Source organism: Bacillus sp. FSL K6-0972, assembly GCF_037976035.1.
Lineage (GTDB): Bacteria > Bacillota > Bacilli > Bacillales > Bacillaceae > Bacillus > Bacillus haynesii.
In genome coordinates this window covers 942,605-959,147 of the sequence record NZ_CP150260.1, presented here as the reverse complement: position 1 = coordinate 959,147, position 16,543 = coordinate 942,605, and the positions used below count along the sequence as shown (strand labels likewise).

Here is a 16,543-nt window from a genome sequence, read left to right as displayed (position 1 = left end):
CCACCTATTTAAACTCTACGCCGGACAATACTTCACTCCCTGTCGGGTGCGGAACATATCCGTCGATATCTTTTGAACCGGCCAAAATCGGTGTGGAATGGACAAGCGGAACCCAAGGCGATTCTTCATGGAGGAGCTCCTGCGCATCTTGATACAGTTTGTTTCTCTTCTTTTGGTCAGGGTCTGACTGCGCCTCGATTAAGATGTCATGAAGCTCGTCATTGCTGAAGTACGTATAGTTGTTACCGCCGATATTATCTTTATCAAGCAGCGTATAAATAAAGTTGTCCGGATCTCCGTTGTCGCCGGTCCAGCCCATTAAAAACGCATCAGCTTCCCCTTTGCTCACCTTATCCAAATACGTCGCCCAGTCGTAAGTGACGATTTCCGCTTTGACGCCGATTTTTTCAAAGCTTGATTGAATCACTTCAGCTATTTTCATACCGTCCGGCATATACGGCCGTGGAACAGGCATTGCCCAAAGCTTCATTTTAAACCCGTCCGGGTAGCCGGCTTCTTTTAAGAGTTCTTTTGCCTTTTTTAAATCATACGGATATTCCTTAATCTGATCGTTGTACCCTTCAAGCGATGGAGGGAGAGGGTTTTTGGCAGATTCGGCGAGACCTCCGTAGAAGGAATCGATAATCGCCTGTTTATCAACAGCATGGTTCAGCGCCTGGCGGATCAGCTTATTGTCAAAAGGCTTTCTTGTTGTCGTCATTCCGAGATACCCGACGTTCATTGAAGGCCTTTCAAATATTTTCAGATTGGCGTCTGCTTTGATGCTTTCGATATCAGACGGATTGACGCCATCCATTAGGTCGATTTCGCCCGTCTTCAATGCATTTAAGCGGGCTGAGTTTTCAGGAATGGCTCTGAAAATGATCTTCTGCAATTTCGGTTTGCCTTGATCCCAATAGTCTTCATTTTTTTCAAGGACGATCCGGTCGTTCGGCTTCCATTCGACAAATTTGTAAGGGCCCGTGCCGACAGGGTGCTCCCTGAATTTTTCGCCGTATTTTTCGATGGCGGCAGGACTTGCAATCCCGAATGAAGTCATGGCAAGGTTCTTTAAAAACGGCGCTTGCGGGCGTTTTAAAATGAACTGAATCTTATGGTCGTCGAGAACTTTTATATCTTTGATGACATGCCCCTCATCTTTCTTATAGCCTCCGAACATGCCGTAGTAAGGAAATTTTTCTTCATCCCCGTTCATCCACCGCTCAAAATTGTATTTGACGGCTTCTGCATTAAAATCCGTTCCGTCATGGAATTTCACGCCTTTTCTCAGCTCCAGTGTGTAGGTCAAACCGTCATCTGAAGCGTCCCATTTCACCGCGAGGCCTTCCTTCAGCGTTGTGTCTTGTTCTCCGTAATTCAGCAAGGTTTCAAACATATTGATCGTCACTTTAAACGCTTCGCCTTCTGTCGTGGTGATCGGATCAAGCGATGTTGAATCACCGCCTCTGCCAATGATCAGCGTATCTTTTCCGCCGTTCGTCCCTCCGTCGTTCTTTCCGCTTTCGTTACCGGAGCATCCCATTAAAAAAGCGGAAACAGACAGAATCATTCCCAAACAGATCAGCCAGCTTTTCTTTTTCATCGTACAGCCTCCTTATTGGTAAAATGGCATGCGGCATAATGCCCGTCCGCAGTCTCTTCAAGAGGCGGCTCCGCTTCCAGGCAGACGGCTGCCCGCTTCATGCATCTGCTGTAAAAAGGACAGCCCTTTTCACTCATGCGGGGCGCGGCAATATCCGGTGCCGTATGAACCGCTTCTCCTTTGCCGATGACCGGCACTGCCGCTAACAGCGTTTCTGTATACGGGTGTTTCGGTTCTCTAAATAACGCGTCGGCGTCCGCCATCTCGACGATCTTTCCGAAATACATTACGGCCACCCTGTCGCTGATATAGCGAACGACTGCGAGATCATGAGAAATAAACAGAAACGTTAAATTGAATGCCTCCTGCAGATCAGACAGCAGATTTAAGATCTGCGCCTGAACGGAGACATCAAGCGCGGAAACAGGCTCATCAGCTATGATTAATTTGGGCTTTGTGATCAGCGCTTTTGCAATACCGATCCTTTGCCTCTGACCGCCGCTGAATTGGTGTGCATATCGGTCGCCATATGAAGCATCAAGGCCGACAATTTCAAGCATTGAGCGAACGACTTCTCTCCTTTCCGCCTTCGTTCCGAGTTTATGAACGATCAGCGGTTCCTCCAAAATATCCTTTATTTTCATGCGCGGATTTAACGAAGCGTACGGATCTTGAAAAATCATTTGTATATGTCTTCTCATGTTGCGAAGCTCTTTTGCATCAAGGCCGGTCATCTCCCGCCCGAGAAATGTCACCGTTCCAGAAGTCGGTTCGGTCAGCCGCAATATCGATTTTCCCAAGGTTGATTTTCCGCAGCCGGATTCCCCGACGATCCCTACGATTTCGCCTTTTTTGACTGACAGTGTAACACCATCCACCGCTTTCACGATTTTCTTGCGGGACACGCGGTAATACGTTTTCAGCTCTTGGACACTCAGCAGTTCGTGATTCATGTTAAAGCACCTTCCTCTTCGTAGAGAAAGCAGCTTACAGCATGATCATCCTTCAGCCTGTTCAATCCGGGCTCCTCCTCAATGCAGCGTTCGTGTTTATGAGGGCACCTCGGCGCAAACATACAGCCTTTTTTAATCGATCCCGGCTTCGGCACCTGCCCCTCAATCGAAGACAGCCGCTCAGATTTGCCTGTGAATGCGGGGATAGAGGCGAACAAGCCTTTTGTATAAGGGTGTTTCGGGCTGTCAAAAACAGCGGTGACACCGCCCTCTTCAACGATCCGGCCGGCATACATGATCATCACGCGTTCACATGTATTGTGAACGACGCCAAGGTCATGGGTAATGAGGAGAATGGCTGTGTTAAATTCGGCATTCAGTTTTTTCAGCAGGGACAGAATCTGGGCTTGGATGGTGACGTCGAGAGCTGTTGTCGGTTCATCGGCGATCAGCAGTTTCGGTTTGCATATTAATGCCATTGCGATCATGACCCGCTGCCTCATGCCTCCCGACAGTTCGTGGGGATGCTGCTTCATCAGCTGGTCCGCCCTCGGCAGGCCGACGGTATCCAGCATTTGAACGGCTTTTCTTCTTGCTTCTTTTTTATGAATATTGATATGGCTGGAGAGTGCTTCTATTAGTTGATCGCCAATTGTAAAAAGGGGATTGAGGGAGGTCATCGGCTCTTGAAAAACCATCGCGATGTCATTGCCGCGCATCTGTCTCCATTCTTTTTCAGACTGCATGAGAAGGTCTTTGTTTTGAAACTTGATCCGGCCCGTCGTCCGGGTGTTTGCGTTCAGCCCCATTAAAGCCAAAGAGGTGACGCTCTTGCCGCAGCCGGACTCTCCGACGACTCCCAAGATTTCTCCGGGATGGAGATCGAAAGAAACGCCTTGCACAATCGGGGTTTCGGACTTTTTCTTTTGAAACGAAATCGATAAATCCGATACTTCAAGCAATTTTTCTTTTGTCACTTATACACCTCCGGAGCTTGTATTTTTTAAATTGTATTTAAACGAGATAGGAAATATGTACGAAATTTACAGGGAAAGAAAAAGCCTGACATCCGTTCGGCTTCAAACGAAAGTCAGGCTTTTTGCGGTTTTAGTTTAATTTTTGAATGGTGAATAAATGCTTATAGTGGCCGTCGCGGCTCATTAGTTCGTCATGTGTGCCGATTTCCGCGACACGTCCGTTTTCGATGACAACGATTTTGTCAGCGTGGGTAATCGTCGACAGTCTGTGGGCAACGATAAAGGTCGTCCGGTCTTTTGCGAGCTTTTCCATCGCTTCCTGGATATAGTGCTCGCTTTCAAGGTCAAGCGCTGACGTCGCTTCATCCAAAATTAAGAGTGGCGGGTTCTTCAGGAACACCCTGGCGATTGATATCCGCTGTTTTTGGCCTCCGGACAGCTTGACGCCCCTTTCTCCGACCTTTGTATCATAGCCTTGCGGCAGTTCCATAATAAAGTCATGGGCATTCGCAGCTTTTGCCGCTTCAATGATGTCTTCCATCGAAGCTTCGGGATTTCCGATCGATATGTTTTCGCGTACCGATTCGCTGAATAAAAACGTATCCTGAAGCACCATGCCGATTTGGTTTCTAAGGCTCTGCGCCTGATAATCGCGCACATCGATGCCGTCGATCTCCAGGCTTCCGGCTGAGACATCGTAGAATCTCGGAATGAGGCTGACAAGCGTCGATTTCCCGCCTCCGCTCATCCCGACAAGCGCGACCGTTTCGCCCCGTTCGGCTTTCAAAGAAAGATTCTTCAGAATCATTTCTTCCGATTTTTCGTATTGGAAGGAGACGTTTTTAAATTCTACAATTCCTTTTAACCGCTCTGCTTTTACAGCATTTGGCTTATCTTTTAATTCATACGGTTCATCAATAAATTCAAACAGCCTGTCCATCGATGCGATCGACTGCGTCAATGTTGTCGATGAATTGATCAGGCGGCGCAGCGGGTTGTAGAGGCGTTCGATATATCCGAAAAACGCCACCATCGTTCCTACAGTAAGGGACCCGTGAATCACATGATAACCCGCAACCGTAATGATGATCAGCGGAGCGAGGTCTGTAACCGTATTGACGACGGCAAACGTTTTGGCATTCCAGGCCGTATGGCGGATTGCTTTGCCAAGAAAATTCCCGTTCTCGTGATCAAATTGCTTCTGTTCATAATCCTCGATTGCAAAGCTCCTGATAACAGGCATCCCCTGAACCCTTTCATGAAGGTGGCCCTGTACTTCGGCCAGCGCCTGGGAACGTTCTCTCGTCAGCTTTCTGAGCCTGCCGTAGAAGAATTTAACAGACAGTCCGTAAAGCGGAAACAGCACGATCGAAATAAGCGTCAGCTTCACATCCATCGTCAGCATGATGGCGATGGCGATAAAAATCGTCATCACGTCAAGCCATACATTCATCAACCCGATGATGACAAATTCTTTCGTCTGCTCGACATCGTTGATGACCCTTGAAATGATTTCTCCTGCGCGGGTGTTCGCATAATACCTGAGGCTCAGCTTTTGAATGTGTGCAAACAGCTTGTCCCTGATATCATAAAGCACCTTGCTTGCCGTCCACTGCGCGAAATACTGCCGATAGTATTCGACAGGCGGCCGAAGCACCAAAAAAATGGCGAACATAACCGCCATTACCATGAATAATGTGGATGTTTTTTCTTCAGCGGTCCCGCTCCCCTGGATGATGTCGTCCACGACGTATTTCAGCAGAAGCGGGATGACCAGCGGAATAGAAAATTTAATAATACCGATTAAAACCGTCAAAACGATTTTCCATTTATACGGCTTCACAAATTCCATGTACCTTCTGATTACCCCCACACGTCTTCCCCCCTCTATATCTTGATGTGTGAGTACACCGCAAAAAACCTGTTGTTCTCAACAGGTTTTTCAGGATTATTTTGTATAATGCAAATACCGTTCATACCAAATATCAATAAATTCAGATGCAAACGGGCCTTTTCTTTGGTGAATCCAGTGCAGCAACGTATTTAAGTGGTACCTTAATATGCCGTCGATTTCCTTCGGATAATTCATCGCCTTTTTATGATCCGCGTACTCATCTTCATCAAGAATATGATACGTCATATCCGGGAAGACTTTTACGTCTAAATCATAGTCGATGTATTTGATGGCTTCATCGTCCAAAGCAAACGGCGAGCTGATGTTGCAATAGTAATAAATCCCGTCTTCGCGAAGCATGCCGATGACGTTAAACCACTGCTTTGCATGGAAATAACAAATTGCGGGCTCTCGCGTCACCCATGTCCGGCCGTCAGATTCTGTGACCATTGTCCGATCATTGGCGCCGATGATGCACAATTCCGTTGCTTTTAAAATCGTTGTTTCGTTCCAAATCCGATGAATCTGCCCATTGTGCTTGTAGCTATGAATTTGAATGGTTTCTCCTTCCTTGGGAAAGCCCATGTTTTCTCCCCTACTTTCTTTGCAAAAGCCTTACAAGTCAGTGTGTCACATCGCCTGTCCGACAGTTCTTTTATTTATTATAACGTTTGAAAATAAAAAATGAAAATAAAACAGCCACTCCTGAACAGGAATGGCTCTTTTCTAAAAAACGATAAAGAGAGGCTCATGCTTCGATTCTTTGATAAGCCTGAATCACCTGCTCTGTCTGCTTTTGGAACAAATCCTGAATTTGAGCAAGATCTTTCCGCTTCTGGGATATATCTTCCCGGATCGATAAAAGCTGGGCTTTCTTTTCAAGGGCAGCCAGTTCTTTCTCAATTTTCTGGCATCTTTCAATCTCCGCTTGCAGATACAACAGCTTATCCATAATCTCCATCTGCCCTTGAACCAAGTTTTCAAATTCCGGCATTCGGGATCCTCCATTCTATGCTCTACTCCATTTATTGCCTAAGTAACATTTCTCTATACATGCCGGATGTCCTTTGACTGATTCTGGCTAAGATTCGGAAGTTTTGTCGGATCAAATAAGAAAAGAAAAAAGCACCTCATCCGATGGTGAAGTGCTTTTTCCTGTTTCAGTGATTAGCTGTTTTGCTGTTTTTTTTGCTCAGCTTGTTGGTTATTTTGTCTTACTTGCTGCGCGTCAGTTTCGCTGGCAAATTCAGTGCCGAACTGACCACCTTGTGCAGAAGCTTGGTTTTGTTGTCTTACTTTTTGTGCGTTTGTTTTGGATTGTTGGTTAGCCATTGTATATCACCTCCACGACCATTAGATTGTGCAGGAGGATGATATCCTATTCATTGAACGCGAAAAATTTATACGAGCAGTGAGCGGCCGCCATCAATAATGATCGTCTGTCCGCGGATCATGTCCGCTTTCCCTGACGTTAAAAACTCCACCGCATCGACCATGTCGCTAATCTCAACCATGCGGCCGGCAGGCGTATTTTGCCGGGCATCTTCCAGCAGTTCTTCGCGGTTCGGAAAATGCTTCAGGGCGTCTGTATCGATCGCGCCTCCCGATACCGCATTGACGATGATGTTTCTCTGTGCAAGCTCAACGGCAAGATATCTCGTCAATGATTCAAGCGCAGCTTTTGAAACGCCGACAGTCGTGTAGTTTTCCAAATAACGGATCGAACCGAGCGAACTGATGCTGACAATATGGCCGCCTCCCGTTTTCTCCATCAGCTTTGCCGCTTCCTGTGCGCAGAATAGCAGAGCTTTCGCATTGATGTTCATCGTCCAGTCCCAATGGCTTTCCTCAAGCTCCATGACGGGGCGCAATACGCCGGATGCAGCATTGTTAACGAACACGTCCAGTCTGCCGAACGCTTCCTCAATTTGCTGAAACATATCTTTTATTTTCGCCGGCTGTCCGACATTCGCCTTGACGACCAATGCTTTGACACCGAGCTTTTCGATTTCTTCAGCCGTCTCAAGGGCCGCTTTTTTGCTTCTCGCATAGTTGATGACGATATTGTAGCCGTTTTCGGCAAGCCTCAGGGCGGCTGCTTTGCCGACACCGCGGCTGCTACCTGTAATAAGGGCACATTTTCTTTGTTCCATCTGTCATTCATCTCCTAGTATAGTGATTGAAAATCTGATAAAAAATAGCTCATAACACGATCAAAAAGGAGGCATTCGCCTTATGTACGTAGGACGCGATATGAGCGAGCTCGACCACACGCCGAAAAACGAGTGGAAAGATGCGGAGCTACTTTATTTTCACCACGCCTTCCAGCAAATCATGCCATTCCTCAATGAAGAAGGGCATGCCGAGTACCTGGAGGTTGTGAAAGAAATCCAAGCAAGAGGCGGACTGCACCGCCAGGAAGCCGATTATACGCACGGCACCACCATCCAGTACGACTAACGGGCAGCATGCACAGTCAAGCTGCCTATTTCATATACATATTCCATATTTTCTGATGTGAAACCGGGAAGGCATATTCAGCAAGCTCTTCTTTCGTGACCTTTTTAAAGTATGAATCATCCGGTTGATTGAGCGTTTTCCCGAAAAAAACAGAAATGTTCCAGACAAGGTGTGTAAACACGTGTTCTACTACCCCTTCAAGCGGACCGATTTCGGCTTCTATTCCGGCCTCTTCTTTCAAGAAGACCGCAAGCTGCTCGCGCTCGTGCTTCAGGCCTTTCTGCGTTTCTGTGTTCGGGAATTCCCAAAGGTTTGCTAAAAGGCCTGTTGCCGGTCTTTTATGGATATAGATGTATCCTTCTTCATCAGTCAGGACAACGGCTGCAAGGGTTTTGACCGAGGGTTTTTTCTTTTTGCTTTTCACCGGAAGCTCTTTTTCACAGCCTTCTGCAAAAGCAGAACAGTGCTCTCGGACGGGACAGAGAAGGCATGATGGCGATTTCGGCGTACAGATGACAGCGCCCAGTTCCATCAGCCCCTGGTTAAACTCGGACGGTTTTTCTTCAGAAATAAACGCTTCGACAATTTTTTCAAACAGGGTTTTGGTTTTAGGCTTTGCGATATCATCCCATACGGAAAGAATCCGTGACATGACCCGCATGACATTTCCGTCCACCGCGGGGACCGGCTGATTGTAGGCGATGCTCAGCACCGCTCCTCTTGTATAAGGGCCGACACCTTTTAAGCTGCCGAATTCCTCTTTTGAAGGAGGAACCACTCCCCCGTATCGTTCGTGAACTTCCCTGACAGCGCTCTGCAAGTTCCGAACTCTTGAATAGTATCCCAGTCCTTCCCAAGCTTTAAGCACTTTTTCTTCGTCGGCTTCAGCGAGCGCTTCAACGGTCGGGAACTTTTCGATAAAGTTGTTGAAGTAAGGAATCACCGTGTCGACTCTCGTCTGCTGAAGCATCACTTCTGACACCCATACCTTATAAGGGTCGCTGTCTGAGCGCCAAGGCAGATCCCGTTTTTCTTGCTCATACCAAGATATTAAATCTTCTTGAAATTGTTTGATGTTTTTTTGCTCTAATTTCTTTTGCAGATCCATCATGAAACTTCTCCTTGCCTGTGCACGTCACATTTGCATACCGATCTTTTGTTCCTTCGGCTTTTTGTTGTAAACTATATGCATATACGATAACATGTTACATTAAAAGTGAAGAAAGCAAAAGCGTTAAATATTTCAGGCAAGGTCCGTCGTTCGTTCTGTTTTTGGAAAATATAAATGATTTTCTAGCACCATTAGGGGAGGTCACCAATGGATACTGGCACACATGTTGTCATGGGCGTTGCACTCGGAGGCATCGCGACGCTTGATCCAGTTGTCGGAATGGACCCATCAATGGCTCAGGCCGTGATGATTGCGACAATCGCCGGATCTCAGGCTCCGGATATCGATACCGTTTTGAAATTAAAAAACAACGCTGTTTATATTAGACACCATAGGGGATTCACCCATTCCATCCCCGCTGTTCTCGCCTGGTCGCTGATGATTCCGGGCATTCTCATGCTGTTTTATCCCGAAGCCAATCTGCTTCACCTGTGGCTTTGGACCCTTGCCGCGGTCGCGCTTCATGTGTTCGTGGATATTTTTAATGCATACGGAACACAGGCGATCAGACCTTTTTCAAGGAAATGGGTAGCGCTCGGCTTGATTAATACATTTGATCCGTTTATTTTCGTCAGCCATCTCATAGCCATCGCCTTTTGGCTGGCAGGCGCGCATCAAGGCTATACATTTTTAGCTCTTTACATCGTCTTGGCCGGTTATTATTTGGTGAGGTATTTCATGCAGAGGAAAATCAAGCATGAGCTCTGTGAAAAAATCGATGATATTGAAGAAATCATTATTTCGCCTACGATGAAATTCAGACAATGGCGAATCGCCGTCAAAGCAAAATCGGCTTTTTACGTCGGACGAAGCATGGACGGAAATGTCGTGATCGTCGACACATTCAACAGGGTCCCTGTGCCGGATACAGACGTGATGAAAGCAGCGAAACAGGATAAAAACATTTCGGCGTTTCTTTCGTTCTCACCGGTTTACAAATGGGAGATCGATACGTATAAGGATCATTACGAAGTCCGCTTTATCGATCTGCGATACCGCAGCAAAGGACACTACCCTTTCGTGGCGATCGCACACATCGACAGGGACACTCTCGAATTAATCACCTCCTATACGGGATGGATTTTCAGCGAGGAAAAACTTCAGAAAAAATTAAAGCTTGGCTCTGTTTAAGAGCCAAGCTTTTTTCTCCTTCTGCCGTACCAGATTCCGATGATGAGGCTGATGACTGTAACGGCCAAGGTAGCTTTGAAGTAAGGCGGGTAATAAACGAGCCTGATGTCGTTTTTCCCTTTTTCTATGGAAAATCCGATAAACGCGTAATTTGCCTTTTGAACGGTTTGCGTTTTTCCGTTTACAGTGACTTCCCAGCCTTTTTCGTACGGAACCGGCAGCACCATGTAGCGGTCTCCGTTTTGATTGTCAAAGCTGATGGACACTTGATTGTTCCGCCAGTCCAAGTCGGCGGCCGGCGCTTTTTGGGCGGCCGCTTTTTTCAGCAATTGATAGTCTTCCTGGTGCAGTCTCAAATGGTCCAATTGATATTTCCCTTTTGGCAGCCTGATTGAAATTTTATCTGTTTTCGACACCCTGATCGTTAAATCGTAAACACCTGTTTTGTAAATCGACTGGTTTGACTTTCTTGATGTTACATAATCATTGACCCGTAAGTTGAAGAACTGGTCTTTTGCAAGGCTTTTTAAATAAAATCCGACATAATAGTCGCCTTCTTTCGGAAGCCCGCCTTCAGGAATGAGATCGATGCCGCCGTTTTCGGCCGTGACGTCGAGGACGCCGTTATGATAGCTCGCCCCTTCGGTTTTCAGCTTCGTCTGCTTCATCAAATCAGGAACGCTCGGCGGCTGCTCTTTTCCATCATCGCCATTCTCAAGCACGATTCCTTCAAGCATCGCATGCTCCCGCGCCAAAACAGGCGCATCTGCTAAATCTTTTTCCGTAAATACCGTTCGCGCCGTCCGGATAAACGGCAAGGTGTATTTATTTTTATAAACTGTGTAGTTCTCTGATTGATCCGTTTTGATAAACCCGTACGGAACATTGGCGGCATTGTCTTTTTCCGTCATGTAATACTTGCCGTACAGCAGACTGTACAAGTTGGCCCGGTCGCCCATCGATGCGTAGCGGCTGACGCTTTCTCTTCCCATATCGATTTGAAGATCTTCCCAATAAAACAGAAGAAGATCGCGATTGAGAATGCTTGAGTAGGCGCTGAAGCCGTTAAAATCCTGCATCAGCGGAGTATTGTTGCGCACGCCGTTCATCCAGTCGATCCTTGTATACGGGTCACCGGCATCGTCTTTTCGAATGTTATTCAAGAGGCGGCGCTGTTCTTCGCCATTGTACTCATTGCTGGTCAAATAGCTTTTTGTGACGTTTTTAATGCCGCTTGACTCAGACAGAACATACTTTTGATACGTGTTCGCCACAAGAACGGACGATAATAAAATGCAGACGTGCAAAAAAAGCTGCGATTTCTTATATTGAAATCCCGCCGCTGTAAATATAGCGATTGTCAGGAACAGAAGCACAACAATGCTCCAATTTTGCATAAGTGATAAATCCAAGTCTTTCCGCCAAATGACCGCAATATAAATCAGAAGGACAAGCAGGATAGACCATATCATTTCTTTCCGCCTGATCTTTTTCAGTTCGGTCAATCCTGCGGCCGCCGCTCCCCCGATCGTGAAAGCGAGCAGGTATTCAAAGCGGTTCTGTGGAGCGGAGAAACCGTTGAACGCGCTTGCCGCAAGCGGGCTGTAATGCAGAAGCACAAGCAGCACACTGATTGAGGCAAACAGCCTGAACGTTTTATTTTTATAGAAAGAAAATGCGAACAAGAACAGCATAAAGACAGCCGGCAGCAAGACAATGCGGCTGGAAAACAGAATGTTGTCCGTCAGATCGTATACAGCGACAGATTGATCATATGGCGGCCGTAAATTGTTTAAAAATCCGTAAACCGCAGGCACAAAGGAAACTGCGCTGATTCCGAAAGAAATCAGGCATGAAACGGCGAACATCTTGAATTGTTTCCACCTCGGCGCCTCCTTTTCCGGGTCAAGCCTGATCAGCCAGCGGAAGATGATGTAGATTGCAATGAATATCAAGTTGATATAGGCAAAATAAAAGTTATTGATCAGCGTCAAAGAACAAGCCGTAATAAACAGCCCTGTCCGCTTTTCCCTGATGACTTTCTCGGCTCCGGCGACAAGCAGCGGCAGCCACAGCATGGCGTCGCTGAAAAATTCCCAGAACACCGTGTGCCTGAAATAGATGACCGACGTGCCGTACAAGACCGCACCCGTAAAGGCGGCAAGCTTGTCTTTCACCATACCGTTTAACGCATACGCTGCCGCTAAAATGATCAGGCTGAGCTTGATGACACTGATGAATACGGCGGCCTGCGCCCAAAACAAAGGGTCCGCATCCCCGGCTAAATGCAATAGCTGCATCAGAAAAACGGCCGCGAATGAAGCGATGAAGACAAAAGACGTCGTGAAATAATAGCCGAGCTGGCTGTAGATGCCACCTCCAAGACCGAAAGAATACGAATAAAAGAAGTTCCCTTGTTTGTATTGTTCAAAAAGAAACGACTTAAAAATGATCATTTGTGCAAGTCCGTCACCGTTCCCAGTCATATAGCGGCCATGCGCCCATTCATACAGAAAAAAGGAATGAGCGGCCAAGGAAACTGCAACGCTTGCGATCACAAATAGAAAAACTGTTTTCTTCATACTCTTCCCCTGTCTTTTTTCAAAATCTTCCCTGTCACTAAAAATGTCAGAGGAACGGTTAAAAACATGGAGACAAGCGGAGCTGCCTCACTGTTCATCTTAAAAAAATTCACAAACGTGTAGACGAACAAAGAAGACACCGTCAAATTAAACAGCTGTGTCAGCGGAAATTGCAAAAACTTTGCCAGCGTCGGCTTGATTTTAAATGTAAAATAGCAGTTCAAGAAAAAGGAAATCACAAGGCTGACGAAAAAAGCGGCAATATGCGAAACCATATAATTCAACTGAAGCAAAACATGCAGCAGCAAATAAACCGCATAATAATTCAAAGTATTCACTACGCCGACTACGGCAAAGCGAATAAATTCAGGATTCACGATTTTCATGAGTTTCTCCATGACCGATGTTTGCCTCCTGTATTAAGTAATGAGGCCGCTTTTTCGTCTCATAATAAATTCGCCCGATGTATTCGCCGATGATTCCTAGGCTGAGAAGCTGGACACCGCCGAGAAACAGGACGGCGGAAATAATCGTAAAATAGCCGGGAACGATCACACCGTATTTCAGGATTCTGATGAATGTCGCCGCGATATAAATAAGCGATAGAAAAAGGATAAAAATACCCGCGTAAAAACAAATTCTCAGCGGTCTGTTGTTGAAGGAGACAATCCCGTCGATTCCATAGTTCAACAAGTGGCGGAACGACCACTTGGACTTTCCGTTTTTCCTTTCGACATTCTCGTAATAAACAATCTTTTGGTCAAAACCGATCCAGCAAAACAACCCTTTTGAGAACCTGTTACCTTCGCTCAGTTTCAACATCGCACTGACGGCTTTTCTGCTTAAAAGACGAAAATCGCCGACGCCGTCCCTTAAATCAACTTCTACCGCATTGTTGATAAAGCGGTAATAAAGGGACGACAAGTAGGAGCGCACAGGGTTGTCTCCCTTTCTGTTGCGCTGGGCGACCACTTGATCATAGCCTTCCTCATACCCTTTAATAAAATCGTGCAGGAGGTATGTCGGGTGCTGCAAATCCGCATCCATCACCACCACGGCATCGCCGCGGGCATGCTGAAAACCGGCAAGGATGGCTGCCTCCTTGCCGAAATTCCGTGAAAACGAAATATATTTCACACGCTCGCTTTTTTCGGCTAGTTTTTTAATTTCCTCCAATGTTTGATCAGTGCTTCCATCATTTATGTAATAAATTTCGTAATCATAATCAATGGATTGAAATTCGTTCCTCAACGATTCATAAATCAATTTAATATTGCTTGCTTCATTGTATGAAGGAATAATGATTGAAACGAATCCTTTCTTCACTTAAAGGCACCTCTTTTGGACATAATAAAATTGCATCCGGCATCCGTTTGGCAGGATACTTGCATCTAGCCGCTTCCCACACAACAAAAGGAAAACTGTGGGCATGCTGTACTATTTTCTACAAGATTATTTTGTCATTATATCAGACATCTATGAACAAGTGGTAAAAAAATGATATTGCTTTAGGATCAAACAGGATATCATAATGGTTTTTCCATATTACTACATTTTTCGCGTTGGATCATATTTTTCCAAATTCAAGCCCGGCTCTTCTCCAAAAGCCAAAGAAGCCGCAAGAGAACCTGCATAAGGACCGATTGTTAAACCGGAGGGACCAAAGCCCGCAGCCGCAATCAAATCTGTTCCCTTGATATGTCCGAGCAAAGGGAGCAAGTCCTTTGTCATCGGGCGAAAACCGACTCTGACTTCTCCGACTGTTGCATGATGCAGACCAGGCGCTGCAGACAGTGCTTCCTGCAGGACTTCATGCAAACCTCCCGCCGTTATTCTGCAGTCGAATCCTGAGCCCGTTTCCCTTGTCGCTCCTGCGACGACCCGAGAATCGGCAAATGACACAATGTAATGGTCAGTATCAGGCAGTATGACCGGCCAGCTGTCCGTATTTTCACCGGGCAGCTTTAAATGCGCGATCTGACCGCGCTGTGGTTCCAAAGGCAGCTTTACCCCAACGGCCCTAGCAATTCATTGGCCCAGGCGCCGGCTGCCAATATCACCTTGTCGGCCGGAAAAAAACTGTCGTCCACATGAACACCTGTCAACCGGCCGTTTTCGCATGACAGCTTCGCTTTCCCATTCCTCATAACGGCTCCATGTTTTTCTGCAGCCCGGAGGAGAGCGTTTCGAAGCAAATGGCCGTCGACTCTGGCTCCGCTCTCTGCATAGACGGCTTCCAGCCCTTCTGCAAGCGGAGGAAAAAGCTTTCTTGCCTCAGCGTTCGTTAACCGGGCGATTTGACCGGCTTCTGCCTCGCGGCGCGTAAGGTCTCTTAATTTTCTTTCTATTTGATCGAGTGCTTCACGATTGGTGCTGACGCGGAGCGCGCCTATTTTAGCGTATCCCAGATCGGCCTCCCCGTCCTCTTCCAGTTGAGAAACAAGCGAAGGATAATACGAGGCGCCCGCCAATGCCAGGCGGTACCAGTCTTCGCTTCTGGAAGAAAACCACGGGCAGACGATTCCCGCTCCGGCCTTTGTCGCCTGGCCTTCACGCCCTTCATCTGCCACCAGAACCCGGGCTCCTTTTTTCGCAAGATGATATGCGGCGCTAGCACCGGCAATCCCAGAACCAATGACAATCGCTTTCATGCCATCATTCCTTTCTAAAGAAATGCTTAATGAAGCAGCCCGCGGTCTCCTGAGAACAGATCCTGGTAAGAAGGCTTATCATTTTGAAATAAATGCAACCTGCTGCCATAGTGCTCAATCCACTCTTTGACGACACGCTCTGTCAGCTCTTTTCCTCTGTACGGGTGGCCGGCCTTTGCAAATGTCGCCTCGAAATCCCCCCACAGCAGTTCAACCCATGTTCTGGCTTGTGCGTAACTCAGCATATGATTTTTTTCAAGAAGCGCATTTGTCAGCTTTTCAAAGTACTCTTCCACTTGGCTTTTCCCCCTTTCCCTAAGGAAAAAACTTTCTTTTTGAAAACGTCGTCCTTTTCATATACTAACCTTACGTCTTCCGAACCGAAGACGCAAACATTATGGACTTGATTGGAGGAGCCTAAAAAGAGATGCGAAATAAATCAAGAGGCTTTCCGAACATGAACAACAATAAATTTGAAGGCGAGCCCCGGGCCAAAGATGATTTTGCTTCAAAGCGCCCTGACGGAAGCACGAATACTCATCCGCAAGAAAGAATGAGGGCTTCCGGCAAACGCTAAACTTTTCTGGGATGGAGTGATTTCTTTTGTGTGCAAATCGCAAACCGTATACAAACGATTTTAACCAGATGAAAACGCAAAACTATCCGCAGCCATGGGCAAACACAAAGCATGCGCGCGCACAGGTGAACGGAGAAACGCAGCAGACTCAGGACCTCATCATTCTCCAGCGCAACACGCGCATCCGGACAAGATAACATTTATGAAAAGGGTTTAAGCTTTTGTCTTAGCCCTTTTCTTTTAATAAAGAAATCGGCAGAGCCTCTTCATGATCCGGTGACGAAAGACGGTATCCCCAGGCGAAGACGCCGTTTAAATAGCGGATATGGAAATCGTCGCCCCCATCTTCAATTTCGTATACATTGCCTGCTTTAAAATCGGCCGGATCAAGAAGGTATGCCTTCGCCATCGCGATTTTCCGTTCGTGGACGGCCAGCTCATTCACAATCCCCATTTGTTCTGCTTTTCTTGCCTTTTCAGTCAGACCCGCGATTTCCTGGTGCAATTCGTGTGCAGTCATTTCACTGTATCTTTTCTCCATATT

At 46.7% G+C, this 16,543-nt stretch carries 18 protein-coding genes and 1 pseudogene; 4 read left to right on the top strand and 15 right to left on the bottom strand.

Annotated features, from left to right (window positions below; all coding sequences use genetic code 11):
* Positions 1 to 4: 4 nt before the first annotated feature.
* The 8 genes from MKX80_RS04750 to fabL all read right to left on the bottom strand — a co-directional run bounded on the left by MKX80_RS04750 (position 5) and on the right by fabL (position 7,580).
* Positions 5 to 1,603, bottom strand: a complete 1,599-nt coding sequence (locus MKX80_RS04750) for an ABC transporter substrate-binding protein (RefSeq protein ID WP_154996929.1) — start codon at positions 1,601 to 1,603, stop codon at positions 5 to 7.
* Positions 1,600 to 2,556 carry an oligopeptide/dipeptide ABC transporter ATP-binding protein gene (locus MKX80_RS04745; protein WP_268342530.1) on the bottom strand — a complete coding sequence of 319 codons (957 nt, stop codon included), beginning with the start codon at positions 2,554 to 2,556 and terminating at the stop codon, positions 1,600 to 1,602. Before MKX80_RS04745 ends, MKX80_RS04750 begins: the two co-directional genes overlap by 4 nt.
* Entirely contained in the window at positions 2,553 to 3,533 is a 981-nt protein-coding gene (locus MKX80_RS04740; RefSeq protein ID WP_154996926.1) for an ABC transporter ATP-binding protein, read from the bottom strand. Before MKX80_RS04740 ends, MKX80_RS04745 begins: the two co-directional genes overlap by 4 nt.
* A 130-nt stretch (positions 3,534 to 3,663) precedes the next feature.
* A complete protein-coding gene (locus MKX80_RS04735) occupies positions 3,664 to 5,406 on the bottom strand; it encodes an ABC transporter ATP-binding protein (RefSeq protein ID WP_268294225.1) in 1,743 nt (580 codons plus the stop codon).
* Between the two features lie 75 nt (positions 5,407 to 5,481).
* Positions 5,482 to 6,012, bottom strand: coding sequence for a DUF402 domain-containing protein (locus MKX80_RS04730; RefSeq protein WP_003179942.1), 531 nt, complete (start codon positions 6,010 to 6,012; stop codon positions 5,482 to 5,484).
* Between the two features lie 163 nt (positions 6,013 to 6,175).
* The gene (locus MKX80_RS04725; protein ID WP_003179940.1) at positions 6,176 to 6,421 is read right to left on the bottom strand and encodes a YgaB family protein; all 246 of its coding nucleotides are present in this window, start codon (positions 6,419 to 6,421) and stop codon (positions 6,176 to 6,178) included.
* A gap of 173 nt (positions 6,422 to 6,594) precedes the next feature.
* Positions 6,595 to 6,759 (bottom strand): gamma-type small acid-soluble spore protein, encoded by a 165-nt coding sequence (locus tag MKX80_RS04720; protein WP_003179939.1) that lies wholly within the window; start codon positions 6,757 to 6,759, stop codon positions 6,595 to 6,597.
* A gap of 68 nt (positions 6,760 to 6,827) precedes the next feature.
* On the bottom strand, positions 6,828 to 7,580 hold the full coding sequence (gene fabL, locus MKX80_RS04715; protein WP_154996922.1) for an enoyl-[acyl-carrier-protein] reductase FabL: 753 nt from the start codon (positions 7,578 to 7,580) through the stop codon (positions 6,828 to 6,830).
* An 82-nt stretch (positions 7,581 to 7,662) separates the two neighbouring features.
* Between fabL and MKX80_RS04710 the strand changes: the two genes are divergently transcribed.
* On the top strand, positions 7,663 to 7,887 hold the full coding sequence (locus tag MKX80_RS04710) for a hypothetical protein (protein WP_154996920.1): 225 nt from the start codon (positions 7,663 to 7,665) through the stop codon (positions 7,885 to 7,887).
* A gap of 25 nt (positions 7,888 to 7,912) precedes the next feature.
* Here the strand turns inward: MKX80_RS04710 and mutY are convergent, their stop codons facing one another.
* A complete protein-coding gene (mutY, locus tag MKX80_RS04705; RefSeq protein ID WP_154996919.1) occupies positions 7,913 to 8,998 on the bottom strand; it encodes an A/G-specific adenine glycosylase in 1,086 nt (361 codons plus the stop codon).
* A 207-nt stretch (positions 8,999 to 9,205) separates the two neighbouring features.
* On the opposite strand from mutY, the gene MKX80_RS04700 reads away from it, so the two are divergent.
* A complete protein-coding gene (locus tag MKX80_RS04700) occupies positions 9,206 to 10,189 on the top strand; it encodes a metal-dependent hydrolase (protein WP_154996917.1) in 984 nt (327 codons plus the stop codon).
* Here MKX80_RS04700 and MKX80_RS04695 read toward each other — a convergent pair.
* The 5 genes and pseudogenes from MKX80_RS04695 to MKX80_RS04675 all read right to left on the bottom strand — a co-directional run bounded on the left by MKX80_RS04695 (position 10,186) and on the right by MKX80_RS04675 (position 15,718).
* Complete coding sequence (locus MKX80_RS04695; protein ID WP_339228050.1) at positions 10,186 to 12,771, bottom strand: YfhO family protein; 2,586 nt, start codon at positions 12,769 to 12,771, stop codon at positions 10,186 to 10,188. The two genes, MKX80_RS04700 and MKX80_RS04695, sit on opposite strands and share 4 nt — an antisense overlap.
* Positions 12,768 to 13,169, bottom strand: coding sequence for a GtrA family protein (locus MKX80_RS04690; RefSeq protein WP_154996913.1), 402 nt, complete (start codon positions 13,167 to 13,169; stop codon positions 12,768 to 12,770). The genes MKX80_RS04695 and MKX80_RS04690 overlap by 4 nt, the downstream gene beginning before the upstream one ends.
* On the bottom strand, positions 13,138 to 14,097 hold the full coding sequence (locus tag MKX80_RS04685; RefSeq protein WP_154996911.1) for a glycosyltransferase family 2 protein: 960 nt from the start codon (positions 14,095 to 14,097) through the stop codon (positions 13,138 to 13,140). The genes MKX80_RS04690 and MKX80_RS04685 overlap by 32 nt, the downstream gene beginning before the upstream one ends.
* Positions 14,098 to 14,319: 222 nt before the next feature.
* Positions 14,320 to 15,422, bottom strand: a pseudogene (locus MKX80_RS04680) (FAD-dependent oxidoreductase).
* Between the two features lie 26 nt (positions 15,423 to 15,448).
* Entirely contained in the window at positions 15,449 to 15,718 is a 270-nt protein-coding gene (locus tag MKX80_RS04675) for a YfhJ family protein (RefSeq protein WP_154996907.1), read from the bottom strand.
* 131 nt (positions 15,719 to 15,849) lie between these two features.
* Here MKX80_RS04675 and MKX80_RS04670 point away from each other — a divergent pair, with 131 nt between their 5' ends.
* Both MKX80_RS04670 and MKX80_RS04665 read left to right on the top strand, forming a co-directional pair.
* Positions 15,850 to 15,999, top strand: a complete 150-nt coding sequence (locus tag MKX80_RS04670) for a small, acid-soluble spore protein K (protein WP_003179924.1) — start codon at positions 15,850 to 15,852, stop codon at positions 15,997 to 15,999.
* A 26-nt stretch (positions 16,000 to 16,025) separates the two neighbouring features.
* Positions 16,026 to 16,196, top strand: coding sequence for a YpzG family protein (locus MKX80_RS04665; RefSeq protein WP_003179922.1), 171 nt, complete (start codon positions 16,026 to 16,028; stop codon positions 16,194 to 16,196).
* A gap of 29 nt (positions 16,197 to 16,225) precedes the next feature.
* Here the strand turns inward: MKX80_RS04665 and MKX80_RS04660 are convergent, their stop codons facing one another.
* Positions 16,226 to 16,540 (bottom strand): YfhH family protein, encoded by a 315-nt coding sequence (locus MKX80_RS04660; protein ID WP_003179919.1) that lies wholly within the window; start codon positions 16,538 to 16,540, stop codon positions 16,226 to 16,228.
* Between the last annotated feature and the right edge of the window lie 3 nt (positions 16,541 to 16,543).